The organism is Pusillimonas sp. ANT_WB101 (assembly GCF_008369125.1).
Taxonomy (GTDB): Bacteria; Pseudomonadota; Gammaproteobacteria; order Burkholderiales; family Burkholderiaceae_B; genus Allopusillimonas.
The window spans coordinates 1759556-1774453 of sequence record NZ_VOAY01000001.1; the positions used below are offsets into that span (position 1 = coordinate 1759556).

Here is a 14898-nt window from a genome sequence, read left to right on the forward strand (position 1 = left end):
GTATCAAATGTTGTGCCTCCACATGCTTGTGCTCGTCCGTCCTCCTTTGCCGACACGGTATTGTGGCTTTACTTATTTTTATTAGGCTTATATATGGAATGGCTTTTAGACCCCAATATCTGGGTGGGTCTGCTGACTCTTGTCGTACTCGAAATCGTACTCGGCATCGACAACTTAATTTTTATCGCGATTCTGGCCGACAAACTGCCGCCGCATCAACGCGATAAAGCAAGATTGATTGGCTTATCGCTGGCACTCCTCATGCGGCTGGGATTGCTAACGATTGTGTCGTGGCTCGTGACCCTGACCACCCCCTTGTTTTCCGTGGGAACCTTAGCGTTCTCAGGAAGAGATCTGATTCTTCTTCTGGGCGGCATTTTCCTCTTGGTCAAGGCCACCACCGAGTTGCATGAGCGTTTGGAGGGCACGACGCACGCGCAGAGTAATTCCAAAGTGTATGCAGGCTTTGCGGTGGTGGTCACACAAATTGTGGTTCTCGATGCCGTATTTTCCCTGGATGCAGTCATTACGGCCGTCGGGATGGTCGATGAACTCCCCGTCATGATGGCTGCTGTGCTGATCTCCATGGGTATGATGATGTGGGCGTCCAAGCCCCTCACGCGCTTTGTAATTGCGCACCCCACTGTCGTGGTGTTGTGCCTAAGCTTCTTGTTAATGATTGGGCTTAGTCTGACAGCGGAAGGATTGGGCTTCAAGATCCCCAAGGGTTATCTGTATGCAGCGATCGGATTTTCCATTGTGATTGAGCTTTTCAATCAGCTTGCACGACGCAGCCTACTGAAGAACGAGGCGCGCTTGCCTTTGCGGGATCGTACGGCAGAGGCGGTATTGCGCATGCTCGGCAGCAAAAAGCGCTCCGAGGCGACAGATTCCACATCAGAGGCCGATGCCGAGATGGAGGACTCTGCGTTTGGAGCCGAAGAACGCAGCATGGTGAGCGGCGTATTAACATTGGGTGAACGCTCGATTCGCTCTATTATGACGCCACGTGCAGATATCTCCTGGATCAACCTGGACGATGAGCCGACACGAATACTTCAGCATTTGCGCGAAACGCCTCATGGCTTTTTCCCCGTGTGTCGCGGCCAGCTCGATAATATATTGGGTGTCGCCCGAGCCAAAGACCTGATGGCCGATCTGACCGACGGCACTGACTTGAGCAAGCTGCCAAGCCTGCGAGAGCCCATTATCGTTCATGAGTTGACGGGCGTATTAAATGCCATTGAAACACTCAAAAAATCTCGCGGGCAACTCGTGCTGGTCACCGACGAGTATGGCACCATTCAAGGGCTGCTTACTCCCATCGATGTTCTGGAAGCGATTGCCGGCGAGTTTCCAGATGAGGATGAACAACCAACCATTCAATTAATCGCCCCGGGCCGCTGGCAGGTCGACGGTGCGACCGATCTGCATTATCTCGCCCAGGTATTGCAAACAGATGCCTTGCTGGTTGAGGGAGATGGATATTCATCTGTCGCCGGGCTGCTCCTGGAACGGTTCGGCTCGCTACCTGAGAAGGGCGCCACGATAGAGCTTGGCGGCCTGCGTTTTGAGGTAATGGAGATTACTAACCGCCGTATTGCCACACTGGCTGTGACGCGTGTCGATGATGGGCGGGTCATCCCGCTTGATCATGCATAAAAGCGATTAAGTGGTTTGAAGGGCTAATACACGTTGATCCCAATCCCCATCCAACTGCCTGTTCGCGTCGTCGCCTTATATAAGGATGGCAATAATCTGCAGCATCTCGTGCGTAACTGTGAGCATGTGGCGTTTCATTGCTTACTTGACATCCCCCCCTCCCTTAAGTGAGGGGGTTCCTACCGTGTTCAGTCCGCAGGGACTGACTCACCTCGGCGGGTTCCTGCTGCTGGCGACCTTACTGCATCGCTCACTTCACAGGCAAACCGGGCGTGTCCCGCCCTTAGAATATTGATCGCGCCGACCAGATCAGCATTTTCCTCCAAACCGCATTCCCCACACGCAAACTGTGCTTGTGTTTGCCGGTTATCCTTGGACACATGCCCACAAGCCGGACAGGTGCGGCTGGTGTTCTGTGGCGGTACGGCAATGAGATAACCGCCGTTCCATGCCAGCTTGTAGTCCAGTTGGCGGCGAAACTCAAACCAGCCCTGATCCAGAATGGCCTTGTTCAGGCCGGATTTGGCCCGGACGTTTGTTCCCGGCTTTTCGGTACTGCCTGCCGCCGACTTGGACATGTTCCGTACCTGCAAGTCCTCGATACACACCATCGCGTGGTTTTGGCTGATCGTGCTCGTGGCTTTATGCAGGTAGTCGCGGCGGGTGTTGCCGATGCGGGAATGGATGCGCTGGACGCGGGCTTTAGCCTTCTTCCAGTTGTTGCTGAACTTGGTCTTGCGGCTCATGGCCTGCTGCGCTTTACGCAGCGCCGTTTGAGCGTCTGCTGTAGCGGATGCACTGGCGCATCCTTGAGCCACGGCGTTTCAAACCCATTGCGCCACGCAGTGAGTTCCTTGCACAACCCGGCATAGCCCAACTTCTTCTCGCGGCGTGAGGTGTTCACAAAGGAAATACTCGACGATCTGCGTGACCTATTTTCCAGCGTCTGCGCCGACTTCGAGGCCGAACTGGTGGAGTTCGACGGCGAGGACGACCACGTTCACCTGTTGGTGAACTACCCACCCAAAGTGGCCGTCTCCAATCTCGTGAACAGCCTCAAGGGTGTGTCCAGCCGGATGATTCGTAAGAAGAGCTACCCGAGCATCCGAAAGAAACTGTGGGGGGGTGCCCTGTGGTCACCGTCCTACTTTGCGGGAAGCTGTGGGGGTGCCCCCATCGAGATCATCCGCCAGTACATCGAACAGCAGCAGACGCCACACTGACCGCCCAAAGGACGCCTGCGACGTCCGCGCTATCCTTGCCCGGCCTAAAGGCCGAGGCTTGCCGCGCACCGGGTCAGCAGCTCTGGTACGCTCGAAAGACACAGTTGGCCGTATGCTTGTGGATAGCTTTTCTTTCGTCTTTAGGCATATAACTTGCTTAGCTCATGCTATGCAAATTTGATGGCATTCTCAGTCTATAAAGCGAAACATCGCGAAGGAGTCCTCCATGCTACATCCGACCGTCCATAGGCCCAACCCTGAACGAGCGCCTGGTACCGAAGTGCCGCCTAAACCCGGGCAACCTTTGCCAAACCCCGAGAATCCCGATCTACCGGGCACAGTACCTGCCGACCCAGGCGATCCCGGCCAAGGTCAGCCAATCCCTCCAGAGATGGATTACAACGCGCTAACGCTTTGACCCGTTATCATCGAAAAAGCGAGAGGCAAAGCCACCCAGCCCACTTCGACGGGCTTCTATTGCCGGTACGGGAACGCAAGCTGCTAATTTTGCTTGCGCGCACTTTACAAGAAGGAAGACGCAATGACACACGCCAAACTTACACCAGGCCAAACCAGTACACCTATCGACATCAAGGGGCCACCCAAGGCCAAACGCGAAGAGGACGCCCATGCAGAGTTGGGAATAGAGTCGCCGTTGAAAAACCCGGACGACAAAGGAAAGAGCAAAGAGTCCCGCGACGATCAGTAACCCCCTGCCCGCTTTGCATGCCAGCCTCCAGATTCGTCAGCAGAACATTACAGCCCAGTGCACTTGCTGCCGAGTTAGCGCTGTTTTAAGCTATTAGATTAAATATTTTAGGAGCGCAGATGAACAAGGCATTTCAAATTTCCATTCTCGCTCTCTCTACGTTGCTGACAGCACCGGCGACAGCCGCTGAGATCGACGGCAAAAACATTACGGAAGCTGCAGGGGCTGACAATGCGCTAGCTGCCGAATTTCAACGTATCATGAAACCGATCACGCCCGACGCCCCATGGGTCGAGAGCTTTGGCGTTACGACAACCCCTGAAATTGAGGCCGTTGGCGGCAAAGTCTACGACGTTTATAGGGGATGCAAACCGAATGACTGCCCCACTGAAGTGTATGTGTTGCTGTACGATCGCGAAAACAATAAATTCGTATCGGGCGCATTCATTCGGAGCCAATTCAAAGACCTAACGCTGACAGAGAGCGCCATTACATGGCTAGGCGATACCAACACCGTTCGGGCCGGCGCCATTGGCAAGCACTTATATTAAGATCGAGCGAGGCCAATGAAACAGCCAGCCCTGAATAGCGTGGACGAATCTTTGGCCGACGACGCTACAATCTGAAAGCGCGCCCCATGCGCCCACCTCGACTACGAACCGCCTCTACCTCGGCGGTTCGTCTGCTTTCTGCTGTCGCACGACATACACCTTGCCGACCAACCAATTCATTGAACCCAGGTTATATACAGAAGCGTTACTAAAGCGTCATGCAAGATAGCGCTTGAACCACTCCACCGTCCTGCGCCATGCAAGTTCAGCGGCGTCCTTGTCGTATCGTGGCGTAGAGTCATTATGAAAACCGTGATTCGTGCCAGGGTAGACATACGCCTCGTAGGTTTTACCGTCCTTCTTCAAGGCTGCTTCATAAGCCGGCCAGGTCGCATTGACACGATCGTCGTGCTCTGCGAAGTGAAACAGCAATGGCGCGCGAATCTTTGGTACATCTGAGGGGCTCGCCTGCAAACCATAAAACGGGACGGCAGCAGCCAATTCAGGGTAGGCGACAGATGCAGCATTGACGACGCCGCCTCCATAGCAAAAGCCTGTGATGCCTGCTTTTCCGCTGGTGCCATCAAATGCCGTCATAAACTCGATGGCTGCAAAAAAATCGTTCATCAGCTTTTGCGGATCAACCTGTTGCTGAAGCTCACGCCCCTTGTCGTCATTACCCGGGTAGCCGCCCAGCGAGCTCAAGCCATCTGGCGCAAGCACGATAAAGCCTTCTTTTGCCAGCCGACGCGCTACGTCCTCGATATAAGGATTCAGGCCCCTGTTTTCGTGAACCACCACAACAGCGGCCAACTTGCCCGCAGCCTTGCTCGGCTTGACCAGATAGGCACGCACATTGCCATGCCCCTGAGGAGATGGGTAGTTAATATATTGGGCGATGATGTCCGGATCAGTGAATGAAACTTGCTGTGCCAAGGCGTAATCTGGGCTAATCGACGCGAGAAGCGCCGATGCCGTCAGGCCACTTACCGCAAATTTGGCAGACTGTTGCAGAAACTGCCGTTTGGTAATCTTTCCGTGTGCGTAAAAGTCGTAAAGCTGAAGCAGTTCGGGGGCAAAGTCTTTCGCTGTCAATCTAGGCATGACATCTCCTTTGGTAGGGCTATGGTGAAATCAAGCGTATGTGGGTAGCCCCGTCTATGCGTGGCCTGGGCGTTGCCCAGCGCCAGTTGGAATCGCTCGAAAAACATGCTTCTGCCGTAGGCGTAGATGTGCTGCAGATGGACACGCACCGCACACTTGCTGAAGTTCAAAAGCTTTATACTCGTAACGGCTATGTCAAAATTGCCGCCTACAATAAAAACCCTTACGCACACCACTGGTTTGAAAAGCGAGGTTTACAGCTGTTGCGCTAACATCCGCTGAGCGAAATCATAGTTCTATTTTTGGCACATCGACAGATGGTTAGCTCTTGCTGGCCGCCGCTGTCTTTCCTGCCGCCTGAGCCTCATCCAGTGCATCCTCACGCGACGCACTTACCGGCATCAACACGGGCTCGGTCAGCTCACCCGTAGGACTAATTAACCAATAAGACGCCTGAAATTGCCCCGGCTCGAGTTCTTTCATATCGAATTCGTAACCCCAATTCTGATCTGCCATTGCTGTCTCCCTTGGTCGATCCGTTAAGACACCCGCTTCCAAGAATCATACATGCTCATCCATCAATCCGTCCTGCAGATGACCGACAAAATGAAACAGCAGAAACCTCCGGTAAAACAGTAGACAGTGGCACCGCAGACCTTACTTATGACTCGGCAACAGAGGACGTAACCTGGTCGATCTCGCACAAAGGCCTTTTAGGGCCGGTAACCATGGCACCTCCTCGTGGCGAAATCCATGGGCAAGTCTAAACCCCAATAAAATAGGCCCGGCCCGGGCCAAACATGGAATCGTGTTCTGACTCAAAAAACCGAGCCAGTCTCGCACCAAGAAGCCGTGCATTATTGGCCCCCGCACTTCCGGCCTTGGAACGTCTGATATACATGACCTCATCTGCAAATACGCCATGATGATTACGGGCTTTGAAGAATTCGGAGCCTAACGCTACTATCAGGGTTGGTATTTTCTGTGGGAGTAGCCCGTGTGCGGACGAGTAAAGCAAACTAACGATCCAGCGCAGTATTTCGACTATACGCGCTGGAACCCGCTCGAGCATTCGTGGGGTGGCTACCAAGGCAGCCCTAACATACCGCCCGGCACCAGGCCACTGGTGCTGCACCGACTGGGCGACGGTGCCGAACAGGCGGATACCCTGTTTTGGGGATATAAACCCTCATGGCCAGGTTATACGCGGGGGCCCGCAAGTAACGCCCGGCTAGACACCGTGCTCAAAGGCTCACGCTTCTGGAAGCCGCTGCTATCCAGGCGCATTATTCTGCCCGTTGACGGCTGGTATGAGTGGACGGGTGACAAAGGTGACAAGCAACCCTGGTTCATCACCTCAAAGGACGGCCATCCTATTCTTATGGCGGGTATCACTGCATGGCAGCCAGGTCAGGAAATGCTCGCAGAAAACGGCTTTGCCATTGTTACCGACGACGCTGCAGGTGGCATGGTAGACATTCACGACCGTCGGCCCATCTGCTTGGGTGTGGAAGACGCGATTACCTGGCTGGATCCTGAGCTACCTGTTGATCAAGCCGTGCAGCTGTTGTCCACAGCAAGGCCAGAATCGGCTTTTCAGTGGTGGGAGGTTACACGGAAGATGGGAAATTCTCGGTACCAAATGGCAGATACCAGCGAGCCGTTACTGTGATCATTCAGATGGCCCGCTAAACGGTCGTGTTGGCGTTTCAGCACAAAACCAGCAGCACTCTCGAAATACTCCCTGGCGGGCTACCTGCAAGATGGGGTGCCAGACTCGACAGAACGCCTTACCGCCTGGAGCTGCTTTTGGTCGAACACGCCCACCCCATCCACTGAGATGACAACGTCAGAGTTCTTCTCATAGCGGCCCGAAACATACGCTTGCAACGATGCTTCTCCCGTGTCGCGACGCTTTGGGTCCAACACGTGCAGTACACCTGAATAGCTGTGCATAAGCAGCCCGCCATTCGTTTCGAATTCTGAAAGACATTGACGGCTATACGCCTGCAGCCGCCGATAGGCTTCGTCAAAGGTCATTGGCGCGATAAAGTTGTCGACGCTGGGGCCTTTCTTCGCTTCCATGCCAGAACACCCAACCATCAAAACCAGAATGCCGACCGAGGCAAATACTCGCATAGCGTCTGTCTCTTTTTATTTAATGTAAGCGAATACTACTATGATGATTTACCAAAACGAATAAATCTACTTACGGTGCAGTGGCGTTGGTCGTTGAATATAAAAAAGCGTTTTTTCGGCGAGAACCCCATCCTAAACTTATCCCCAGAACCTGTGAATAACCCTAGGGACAATTCAATGACAGATCGTCAGAAGATAACAAAACCGCCAGTCCTGGATAGCATGGGCGAATCTTTGACAATGGTGCGATAAGAAGAAAATTCGTTCTATGCCTGCTTCATTGCTATGAGCCCATTTTGCTGAAGTCGTTGGTCCATTTATTGCTGTCGCACCAAGCGCTCACCTTCCCCGTTAAAATCACGCCTTTGACCTCTTAATACTTTTGAAAAAGGATTGGCCATGGCTGAGAACCCTTTCGGCGACGATACCGAAACGACTGATGACACCAGGCGCTATATGGTTCTTATTGCGGCGTCGCAAGACAACCTTGCTTTAGTGCAGCAGATTCACAAAAACATTCAAAACGAAGTAGATAAAAAAGCATTCGCGATCTGGGTTGATTCCAGAGGAATCGGCATCGTTGTTGAGACCGGGCTCGTGGCCGCAGAGATCCAGAAGGCAGCGCTGGCCGTCGATGCAAAAATCGGGCTTGGAAACTTACGTGGGTTCTTAATTGTAGAAATCGGAGCAGATTGGGCAACGCACAAAGACGCGAAAACCGAGCACTGGATGGCGAGTCATGTCGGCAACCCTCGCGCTGCGCCTCCTCGCAAAAGCCGACGCCGTTAATACTCACTCTCGCATACAAGGTTTTCTTGGGGTAGCGTGAGCGACTCTCTGGCAACAGACACTTCGGTCAAATAATTGACGCTCACACACTTGGCGCTACGAGTTGCAGCGCGTCATACCTGCCACAAGCCTAACTGCACCCTGTTACCAAATGGAGCGACGACTCAGGCTTCTTGATACCGCCTGATTCAGGCGCCTGGCCTCTTTCTCAGCATACTCCCGCTCCCCTGGCTCATACGACCCTTCATAAAGACACTTGCTGCGGTTCCACCTGCACTCGCTGCTGGAAACCGCAACCTGGTCGCCGCCACCACGCGATGCGCTGGAACGCCCCGAAGAACAGCCCGAAACAAGCGCGATAAGAAAAAGTGCCATGCCACACCGCACATACATTTTAATAGGCATTTTATTCAATCTCGTCAATAAGTTATAGCCACTGTTATAGCAAACACTTTAACTTCTTACCAGCTAAAAATACGCATGAAGCCCCTCAACGGAGGTATCGCCAGCGTGGTGCAAGCTAAAAAAAAGCGGACAAGCACCACGAGACGCTCAGAGCTTGCGGCTTTCGCGAGCTTCTGGCAGCTTACTTCCGAAAACCGGACAACACTGAGGACACAATGAGAGTATTCGCATGCTGCAAACGCAGTTATAGCTTTCTTGGCGCTGTGCTGCGTCACGGGCGCACTCCTTTCCTGGAAGTAATAAGTTCGCCACTACAAACAGTATTGCCTTCGCACAAGGCGTACGAAGGCAAACAGCCACCTTTATCGTTGCGTGATCTCATTTTTACCAACAACATCGATCCAGCGCGCAACCTCAGCTTTTATTCTTGCGGCAAATTGCTTCGGCGTATTGTCGACCGGCTGAGCTCCCATCGCAGCGAGCTTGTTGTTAACCTCTGGATCCTTGAGTGCGGCAGCGATTGTAACGTTGAGCTTTTTGACAATATCATCGGGCGTGCCGGCAGGTGCCAACAATCCGAACCACGCAGACAGTTCGTAACCCGGGACGCCCGACTCAGCCATGGTGGGGACTTCTGGAAACGATGGCCAGCGCTCTTTGCTGGTGACCGCCAGCGCCCGCAGGCTACCTGCATTGATATGACCTGCAGAGGAAGGAAGATTATCAAAACCAACAGGGATCTGGCCACCAATCACATCATTAAGCATGGGACCGCCGCCCTGATAAGGAACGTGAACCATATCTATGCCGGTCGTGGCTTTCAACAACTCTCCTGCCATGTGAGGACTACCGCCCAGGCTGGTGGAGCCAAAGCTCACGGAACCTGGGTGCTTCTTTGCATAATCAAGAAATTCTTTAAATGTTTTGAAGGGAGCATTCTTGTTGGCAATCATGACATTGGGGGTTTCGGCCACGACAATGACCGGTGAGAAATCCTCCACGGTTCTATAAGACAAATTCTTGTACATCGCCTCATTAATACCGTGGGTATTGATAGTCCCCATTAGCAATGTGTAGCCATCTGGTTTTGAGCGCGCAACAGCGGCGCTACCAATCTGGCCTCCCGCTCCAGGCTTATTCTCAACGATAAACGTCTGGCCAAGCTTATCGGTCAGTTTCATGGCCACCAACCGGGCAAGCAAATCTGTAGTACCTCCCGGCGGATAAGGAACAACAATGCTCACTTGATGATCAGGGTAGGCAGCAAAACCCGCAGTGGGTGCCACTACCAGAATACCAAGGCTGAATGCCGCGAGTGTTTTAGTCTTGAACATGGTGTCTCCTAATTATATTTTTTATGCTTTGCTGCACTACGGCCTTGTAATCAAGCTGTGCAACAAAAAAAGAAACTAACGTACGAATCAAAGCAGGTGTTGGCCTCGCAATTTGCTGTGCAATGCATCGGGAACTTCCACTTCAAATCCCAAAATAGCGGCCGACAATGCCTTACCGTAATTGTCGAGGCACAAGCTGCGCGAGACCCCGCCACCAAGCGCGCCCTGTGCGACAAAGTTCATCGCGTGCAAACCATCAACTTCGTAGCGTGTGACAGTACCCTTGATGGCGCCGCGGTAGTGCTCCTTGAAACGTTCCGCAGTCAACTGCTGCTTAAGTAGTTCATAAAATTCGGGCTCATAGGCAAATACAGAGATATTCGATGTGTTGCCTTTATCGCCCGAGCGTGTATGGGCAACATGTTGTAGTAAGACATGCATGACTCAACTCTCGAAGTAGGTGATGGACGCAGGAACCTGCTCGCGGGGAACAAGTGAAGACCACACACCTATAATTTCACGTGTGCGGTCCTGGTGAGGGACCCGCTTGCCAGTGTGGGCGACCCCTGAAACAGCCATGCCATCGACTTCCCGCCCCACCTTTGTCGCCTCTTCTTTTGACTGGGTACGAGCGGCAACACGTACGGCAATTTCATAGGGCTCGGGCACGTTATCGGGCGTTGCCTCACCATGGATAGCATTTACGCCCAGAAAATCTATGCGGACATCTTCAGCCTGCAAGTGCACGATTTTGAATCGTTCCTGCAAAATACGTTTGGCTAACTCAGCGCGGCGCAACGCCCCTGGCCCTGCATAGAAGAACATGTCTTCGCCAATAAAACCTTCGGTACAACCGATAGACACTTTGAGCGTGGGTGGGCGCGGTTTACCGGTCAACCCGCTTACGCGCACACGATCCGGTCCTACCTGCTCAATGCGTGCCTGTGTGAAATCCACGACCACATCGGGCGTCAGATAATTAGCTGGGTCATGCACCTCGTAAAGCATTTGCTCCTTCACGGTCTGTACGCTTACCATACCGCCGGTGCCAGCCACTTTGGTGAAAATAGCGCTGCCATCTTCCTGAACCTCAGCAATCGGAAAGCCAAAATTCCAGGGCTCCGGAACGTCCTTGAAACCAGGGTCGGAAAAGTATCCGCCAGTGACCTGCGCGCCACATTCCAGCAAATGGCCAATTCCGTTGCCAGCCCCAACACGCACGTGGTCCAGCGGATCCCAGTCGAACTCATACATCATGGGGGCCATGAAAATGGATGGGTCAGCCACACGGCCCGTCACCACAATCTGAGCGCCCTCCCGCAATGCTTGAACAATGGGCTCTGCGCCCAGATAGACTTCCGCAGAAATCAGCGAAGATTCCAGTGTATGTGTGGGCTCATCGTTTTCCAGAATACGATCAGTCAGTGATAGCACACGATCAGTGATGAGACTGCCTGTAATTGCAGCCACCTTCACACCCCGAAGACCGAATTCCTCCAGCAACGCCACAATTCGGCGCGCCGCGCCTTCGGGATTAATCCATCCTTGGTTAGAAATAATACGGGTACCGTTTTTCATGCAGGCTGGCAGCACTGCTCGCATTCTTTCATCCAGATATGTGTCATAGCCGGGAAAAGTAGGGTCTCGGCGACTGCGCACTTGAGCCGCCGAGACGGTCGCCTCGGCCATGGTCTCGAAGCATAAATAATCTAACTGACCCTGTTCGGCATTAAGCTTTGCTGGCTCAACCCGATCTCCCCACCATGCAGCACCAGATCCCACTCGGATCGTTTTACTCATTGACTGCTCTCCTTGTTCTACGTGCCGAACTCGATACGTTCTTGAATCGGAGAAAACAGTCTAGCGACGTGACCGTGCTATAACCAGCACTCTGGAGGAACAGACGGTGTGAGAAGAATTCATAGGCGAATCAAATATGGATAAATACGCCGAACTCGAGGTTTTTCTGTGCGTGGTGGAAGAAGGCAACTTTTCCGCTGCTGCACGCAAGCTGCTCCGATCCCCATCGGCAATCAGCAAGATCATGGCTCGATTGGAAGCCCGGCTCGCAGTGCGGCTGTTTGACCGCATCGGTGGTGCCATCCGCTTGACGCATGAAGGTCAGATATTTCTCGGCCACGCACAGGCTGTAACCGAGGCAATGGCCTCCGCCGAGCATGCTGTCAACCCTGAAGCTTCACGCGTGTCAGGTCTTTTACGGGTGCATACCAGCCTTACGGTAGCCAAGTACCAGCTAGCACCGATGTTGCCAGCATTACTGGCACAGCATCCCGCCCTGCATATCGAGTTCGTGATCGGAACTGAACGTGGCAACTTTATCAAGAAAGACATTGATGTAGCGATACACAGCGGGAGTCCGACTGAACTGTCGCTGGTTGGCAAACAACTCTATATAAGACGCTGGATCGTCGCTGCTTCACCTGATTACGTGGCGGCACACGGAGTGCCCCTTCTGCCGCAAGATCTGCCATCGCATCGTTGCCTCAATTTCACGGTGCGGCATCACTGGAATACATGGACCTTCTCCAAAAACGGTGTAGAAGAGACCATCAATATCGATGGGGCGCTGGGTGCTGACCAGGGCGAGCTGCTACGCACACTGGCTCTTGAAGGGCTCGGGATTGTGCGGTTAGCCGAATTCCATATTGGAGCGGATGTGGCTGCAGGTCGACTGCTGCGCCTGCTGCCAGACTACGAAGCAGTGACAGATGATGTAATGTATTTACTGTATCCTCATGGTCGCGCTCTGGCTCCACGCGTACGAGCCTTTATTTCTTTTCTCGAAGAACAATTCAAGCATTAATTGGAGCATCACCCTAAGGGGCCAGGCCAATAAAACATTCTCCAAATCATCGAAATCAGGTTGCCCGGCTGCTCCCCTGCATACCGAATTCGCATAAAAAATAATAGCGAGAAGCGAAACGCCATTACTTCATATGCGCTCCTGAAGTGCACTCTTCAGTATGGGAGCGGGCAGCTCCGCCCAAGCTGCCGCTCTCTCCGGTATGACACAATTTGTGGGATATCTCTTGGTCGTCGTTGGGCCGTTACGCATAGGTGCCATGTATGATGCTTAAGCTAATTGGACCACCTTCCCCTTCTTGTGCGCGCGCTGATGGCGCTCGCAAGGGACCTCATTGGCACCATGGCGGGTCGGGCTATTCAAATTGCAGCCCGCAAACTCGGCCGAAAATTGGCTACTTACCCGCAGTCAACCCGTGTGACCTCGCCCTGATCGTTTACATAAACATTCATGCGATCTCTCCGATAGTCGCGAGTAACTGCCGTATCGGGGTAGATAATTCGAGTACCAGCGGGTAGCGCAGCCGGATTAATATCAGCAGCCCGCGAACGGACAAGCTCCTGATGCTGGGACGCTCTACATTCATCTTCGGCCTGAGGGTCTGCGACCGGCGCGGTATGGCAAGCCGCCAACATGGCAGCAACAGGTAATAGTAAAAGAAAGCGCATCGTATTCTCCTTGAGTGCCAAATGGCGACAATGCCTCAAGCAACTTATGTGCCCAGGTTTACGCTCGCCGCTGATCGTGCCCACCAAAATCACGGGTTCACAACCTTGGCGCTGCCGCCTGCAGCACGGGCATACGTGATTTAATCCTGCTTTATGCTAGGGTGTTCAGACAGAAAATGAATTACACACCATTATTTACGGAGGCTTTGCAAAAATGAAACCACTTAGCCGCTATGCCCGTCAGTTGCACCAGCGACGCATTAGCGCATTCTTCCTGCTGAAACACGATACCAGCAGATCTGACCGCCAGATCGAAATCACCACGTTTTCGCCCCACGAAGATAGGCCGCGCACGCTGCGCGAGATGTTTCCTGACGCTGAAATAGACCTTGACGAGCAAGATTAAGTTGCTGGTTTCCGGTGCATTGGCAAGGTCGCCAGCAGCAGACCGGCCAATGCCAGCCCAAAGGCCATAAACTCCGTATTGCCCAGCGTTTCGCCCAGCACCACCACGCCGACCAGCGCTGCGCTCAGAGGCATCATCACCATAAAGACACCCGCCCGCGATGCGGGCACGCCCTGCAAACCTGTCATCCACAGCCATACCGTCCATACGCTGGCGGCCAGGCCGTAAAACACAACAAGCACCCAAGTGCCTGACGTAACAACAGAAAAATCAAAATGCAGGGCAGCGTATAGGCCGACTGGCGTCGTCAACACCAAACTCCACAAATTAACCACCGCACTAATGCGGCGCGGACTCATGACGGCCGTAAGCTTCTTGCCAATGACCGCGTACGAAGCTTCACAGAATACCGCCACCAGCAGCAATAAATAGCCAACCCAGACCTGCGAGCCTGCGCCCTCGGCCAGCACTGGGCCGGTGCCAACGTGTTCTGACGGCCCTACTGAAAGCAGACCGATGCCAATTACCCCGCAGGCCACAGCCCCCCAAACTCTGGCGCTGACCTCTTCCTTCAGAAAGAGCCTGCTCATTATCGCCACGGCTGCCGGGATAAACGACAGAATGACCCCCGCAGTTACTGCACTAGTCAGGCGAACACCAGCAATCATGCAGACGGTAAAAAGAAAGTTACCCAAAAAAGACTCGAGAAAGATCAGCCCGTGGGTGGTGCGAGACAATAAAGGCTCGGACGAAGGCCTGCGCAACCAGCGCAACATAGCGATGCCGCCTACGCCAAAACGCATCCAGGCCAAAAGAAACAACGGGAAGATAACCGCGAGCGGCTTGGTCAGGGCAATGTAAGTGCCCACCAGCGACATACTCAGTGCCAAATACCCATATGAAACCAGCAGGGGCGGCAAACGGAAGGCCTTACCCATAGATAGCCTGACTGTTTCTACGCCGAACCAGGTCATGCGGGCCGCAATCACGCCCATCAGGCATGACACCCGCTGAGCACAGCGCACAGGCTGCCGTCCCAAAAAGGCCAAGTGGTAAAATGCCGCTCTGCACAAATCCGCCCACT

Annotated in this window: 18 protein-coding genes and 1 pseudogene; 10 read left to right on the plus strand and 9 right to left on the minus strand. The window is 53.5% G+C overall.

The features are described from left to right. Positions 1 to 93: 93 nt before the first annotated feature. Complete coding sequence (locus FQ179_RS07925; protein ID WP_149396647.1) at positions 94 to 1662, plus strand: TerC family protein; 1569 nt, start codon at positions 94 to 96, stop codon at positions 1660 to 1662. A gap of 188 nt (positions 1663 to 1850) precedes the next feature. On the opposite strand, the gene FQ179_RS07930 is transcribed toward FQ179_RS07925, so the two are convergent. After that, positions 1851 to 2408, minus strand: coding sequence for an RNA-guided endonuclease InsQ/TnpB family protein (locus FQ179_RS07930; RefSeq protein WP_370459842.1), 558 nt, complete (start codon positions 2406 to 2408; stop codon positions 1851 to 1853). A gap of 141 nt (positions 2409 to 2549) precedes the next feature. On the opposite strand from FQ179_RS07930, the pseudogene tnpA reads away from it, so the two are divergent. The 4 genes and pseudogenes from tnpA to FQ179_RS07945 form a co-directional block, all read left to right on the plus strand. Then, positions 2550 to 2885, plus strand: a pseudogene (gene tnpA / locus FQ179_RS07935) (IS200/IS605 family transposase); the annotation flags it as partial. 226 nt (positions 2886 to 3111) lie between these two features. Then, complete coding sequence (locus FQ179_RS07940) at positions 3112 to 3303, plus strand: hypothetical protein (RefSeq protein ID WP_149396648.1); 192 nt, start codon at positions 3112 to 3114, stop codon at positions 3301 to 3303. A gap of 123 nt (positions 3304 to 3426) precedes the next feature. After that, complete coding sequence (locus FQ179_RS22260; RefSeq protein ID WP_188074528.1) at positions 3427 to 3594, plus strand: hypothetical protein; 168 nt, start codon at positions 3427 to 3429, stop codon at positions 3592 to 3594. A 119-nt stretch (positions 3595 to 3713) separates the two neighbouring features. After that, complete coding sequence (locus tag FQ179_RS07945; RefSeq protein WP_149396649.1) at positions 3714 to 4145, plus strand: Ivy family c-type lysozyme inhibitor; 432 nt, start codon at positions 3714 to 3716, stop codon at positions 4143 to 4145. A gap of 216 nt (positions 4146 to 4361) precedes the next feature. On the opposite strand, the gene yghX is transcribed toward FQ179_RS07945, so the two are convergent. After that, entirely contained in the window at positions 4362 to 5249 is an 888-nt protein-coding gene (yghX, locus tag FQ179_RS07950) for a YghX family hydrolase (protein ID WP_149396650.1), read from the minus strand. A gap of 38 nt (positions 5250 to 5287) precedes the next feature. On the opposite strand from yghX, the gene FQ179_RS07955 reads away from it, so the two are divergent. Continuing rightward, positions 5288 to 5521, plus strand: coding sequence for a GNAT family N-acetyltransferase (locus FQ179_RS07955; RefSeq protein ID WP_149396651.1), 234 nt, complete (start codon positions 5288 to 5290; stop codon positions 5519 to 5521). Positions 5522 to 5570: 49 nt separating this feature from the next. Here FQ179_RS07955 and FQ179_RS07960 read toward each other — a convergent pair whose 3' ends face one another. Continuing rightward, entirely contained in the window at positions 5571 to 5765 is a 195-nt protein-coding gene (locus tag FQ179_RS07960; protein WP_149396652.1) for a hypothetical protein, read from the minus strand. A gap of 481 nt (positions 5766 to 6246) precedes the next feature. Between FQ179_RS07960 and FQ179_RS07965 the strand changes: the two genes are divergently transcribed. Then, positions 6247 to 6921: an SOS response-associated peptidase gene (locus FQ179_RS07965; RefSeq protein ID WP_149396653.1), complete on the plus strand. Its 675-nt coding sequence runs from the start codon at positions 6247 to 6249 to the stop codon at positions 6919 to 6921. Positions 6922 to 7001: 80 nt separating this feature from the next. Here FQ179_RS07965 and FQ179_RS07970 read toward each other — a convergent pair whose 3' ends face one another. Continuing rightward, a complete protein-coding gene (locus tag FQ179_RS07970; protein WP_149396654.1) occupies positions 7002 to 7388 on the minus strand; it encodes a BPTD_2524 family lipoprotein in 387 nt (128 codons plus the stop codon). A 399-nt stretch (positions 7389 to 7787) separates the two neighbouring features. Between FQ179_RS07970 and FQ179_RS07975 the strand changes: the two genes are divergently transcribed. Beyond that, a complete protein-coding gene (locus FQ179_RS07975) occupies positions 7788 to 8177 on the plus strand; it encodes a hypothetical protein (protein WP_149396655.1) in 390 nt (129 codons plus the stop codon). Positions 8178 to 8944: 767 nt separating this feature from the next. Here FQ179_RS07975 and FQ179_RS07985 read toward each other — a convergent pair. The 3 genes from FQ179_RS07985 to FQ179_RS07995 form a co-directional block, all read right to left on the minus strand. Then, positions 8945 to 9916: a tripartite tricarboxylate transporter substrate binding protein gene (locus FQ179_RS07985; protein ID WP_149396657.1), complete on the minus strand. Its 972-nt coding sequence runs from the start codon at positions 9914 to 9916 to the stop codon at positions 8945 to 8947. An 87-nt stretch (positions 9917 to 10003) separates the two neighbouring features. Next, complete coding sequence (locus FQ179_RS07990) at positions 10004 to 10357, minus strand: hypothetical protein (protein WP_149396658.1); 354 nt, start codon at positions 10355 to 10357, stop codon at positions 10004 to 10006. 3 nt (positions 10358 to 10360) lie between these two features. Continuing rightward, positions 10361 to 11716, minus strand: coding sequence for an acyclic terpene utilization AtuA family protein (locus tag FQ179_RS07995; RefSeq protein ID WP_149396659.1), 1356 nt, complete (start codon positions 11714 to 11716; stop codon positions 10361 to 10363). Positions 11717 to 11852: 136 nt separating this feature from the next. Between FQ179_RS07995 and FQ179_RS08000 the strand changes: the two genes are divergently transcribed. After that, the gene (locus tag FQ179_RS08000; protein ID WP_149396660.1) at positions 11853 to 12740 is read left to right on the plus strand and encodes a LysR family transcriptional regulator; all 888 of its coding nucleotides are present in this window, start codon (positions 11853 to 11855) and stop codon (positions 12738 to 12740) included. 398 nt (positions 12741 to 13138) lie between these two features. Here FQ179_RS08000 and FQ179_RS08005 read toward each other — a convergent pair whose 3' ends face one another. Further along, a complete protein-coding gene (locus FQ179_RS08005; RefSeq protein ID WP_149396661.1) occupies positions 13139 to 13408 on the minus strand; it encodes an I78 family peptidase inhibitor in 270 nt (89 codons plus the stop codon). Between the two features lie 214 nt (positions 13409 to 13622). On the opposite strand from FQ179_RS08005, the gene FQ179_RS08010 reads away from it, so the two are divergent. After that, a complete protein-coding gene (locus FQ179_RS08010; RefSeq protein ID WP_149396662.1) occupies positions 13623 to 13814 on the plus strand; it encodes a hypothetical protein in 192 nt (63 codons plus the stop codon). Here the strand turns inward: FQ179_RS08010 and FQ179_RS08015 are convergent. Further along, the gene (locus FQ179_RS08015; RefSeq protein ID WP_370459843.1) at positions 13811 to 14788 is read right to left on the minus strand and encodes a DMT family transporter; all 978 of its coding nucleotides are present in this window, start codon (positions 14786 to 14788) and stop codon (positions 13811 to 13813) included. The two genes, FQ179_RS08010 and FQ179_RS08015, sit on opposite strands and share 4 nt — an antisense overlap. Between the last annotated feature and the right edge of the window lie 110 nt (positions 14789 to 14898).

What these genes read in the sequence shown, in the direction of transcription:
- FQ179_RS07925 (WP_149396647.1), top strand. Translation starts at nt 94, where the DNA reads ATGGAATGGCTTTTAGACCCCAATATCTGGGTGGGTCTGCTGACTCTT.
- FQ179_RS07930 (WP_370459842.1), bottom strand. Translation starts at nt 2,408, where the DNA reads ATGAGCCGCAAGACCAAGTTCAGCAACAACTGGAAGAAGGCTAAAGCC.
- FQ179_RS07940 (WP_149396648.1), top strand. Translation starts at nt 3,112, where the DNA reads ATGCTACATCCGACCGTCCATAGGCCCAACCCTGAACGAGCGCCTGGT.
- FQ179_RS22260 (WP_188074528.1), top strand. Translation starts at nt 3,427, where the DNA reads ATGACACACGCCAAACTTACACCAGGCCAAACCAGTACACCTATCGAC.
- FQ179_RS07945 (WP_149396649.1), top strand. Translation starts at nt 3,714, where the DNA reads ATGAACAAGGCATTTCAAATTTCCATTCTCGCTCTCTCTACGTTGCTG.
- yghX (WP_149396650.1), bottom strand. Translation starts at nt 5,249, where the DNA reads ATGCCTAGATTGACAGCGAAAGACTTTGCCCCCGAACTGCTTCAGCTT.
- FQ179_RS07955 (WP_149396651.1), top strand. Translation starts at nt 5,288, where the DNA reads ATGTGGGTAGCCCCGTCTATGCGTGGCCTGGGCGTTGCCCAGCGCCAG.
- FQ179_RS07960 (WP_149396652.1), bottom strand. Translation starts at nt 5,765, where the DNA reads ATGGCAGATCAGAATTGGGGTTACGAATTCGATATGAAAGAACTCGAG.
- FQ179_RS07970 (WP_149396654.1), bottom strand. Translation starts at nt 7,388, where the DNA reads ATGCGAGTATTTGCCTCGGTCGGCATTCTGGTTTTGATGGTTGGGTGT.
- FQ179_RS07975 (WP_149396655.1), top strand. Translation starts at nt 7,788, where the DNA reads ATGGCTGAGAACCCTTTCGGCGACGATACCGAAACGACTGATGACACC.
- FQ179_RS07985 (WP_149396657.1), bottom strand. Translation starts at nt 9,916, where the DNA reads ATGTTCAAGACTAAAACACTCGCGGCATTCAGCCTTGGTATTCTGGTA.
- FQ179_RS07990 (WP_149396658.1), bottom strand. Translation starts at nt 10,357, where the DNA reads ATGCATGTCTTACTACAACATGTTGCCCATACACGCTCGGGCGATAAA.
- FQ179_RS07995 (WP_149396659.1), bottom strand. Translation starts at nt 11,716, where the DNA reads ATGAGTAAAACGATCCGAGTGGGATCTGGTGCTGCATGGTGGGGAGAT.
- FQ179_RS08000 (WP_149396660.1), top strand. Translation starts at nt 11,853, where the DNA reads ATGGATAAATACGCCGAACTCGAGGTTTTTCTGTGCGTGGTGGAAGAA.
- FQ179_RS08005 (WP_149396661.1), bottom strand. Translation starts at nt 13,408, where the DNA reads ATGCGCTTTCTTTTACTATTACCTGTTGCTGCCATGTTGGCGGCTTGC.
- FQ179_RS08010 (WP_149396662.1), top strand. Translation starts at nt 13,623, where the DNA reads ATGAAACCACTTAGCCGCTATGCCCGTCAGTTGCACCAGCGACGCATT.
- FQ179_RS08015 (WP_370459843.1), bottom strand. Translation starts at nt 14,788, where the DNA reads ATGACCTGGTTCGGCGTAGAAACAGTCAGGCTATCTATGGGTAAGGCC.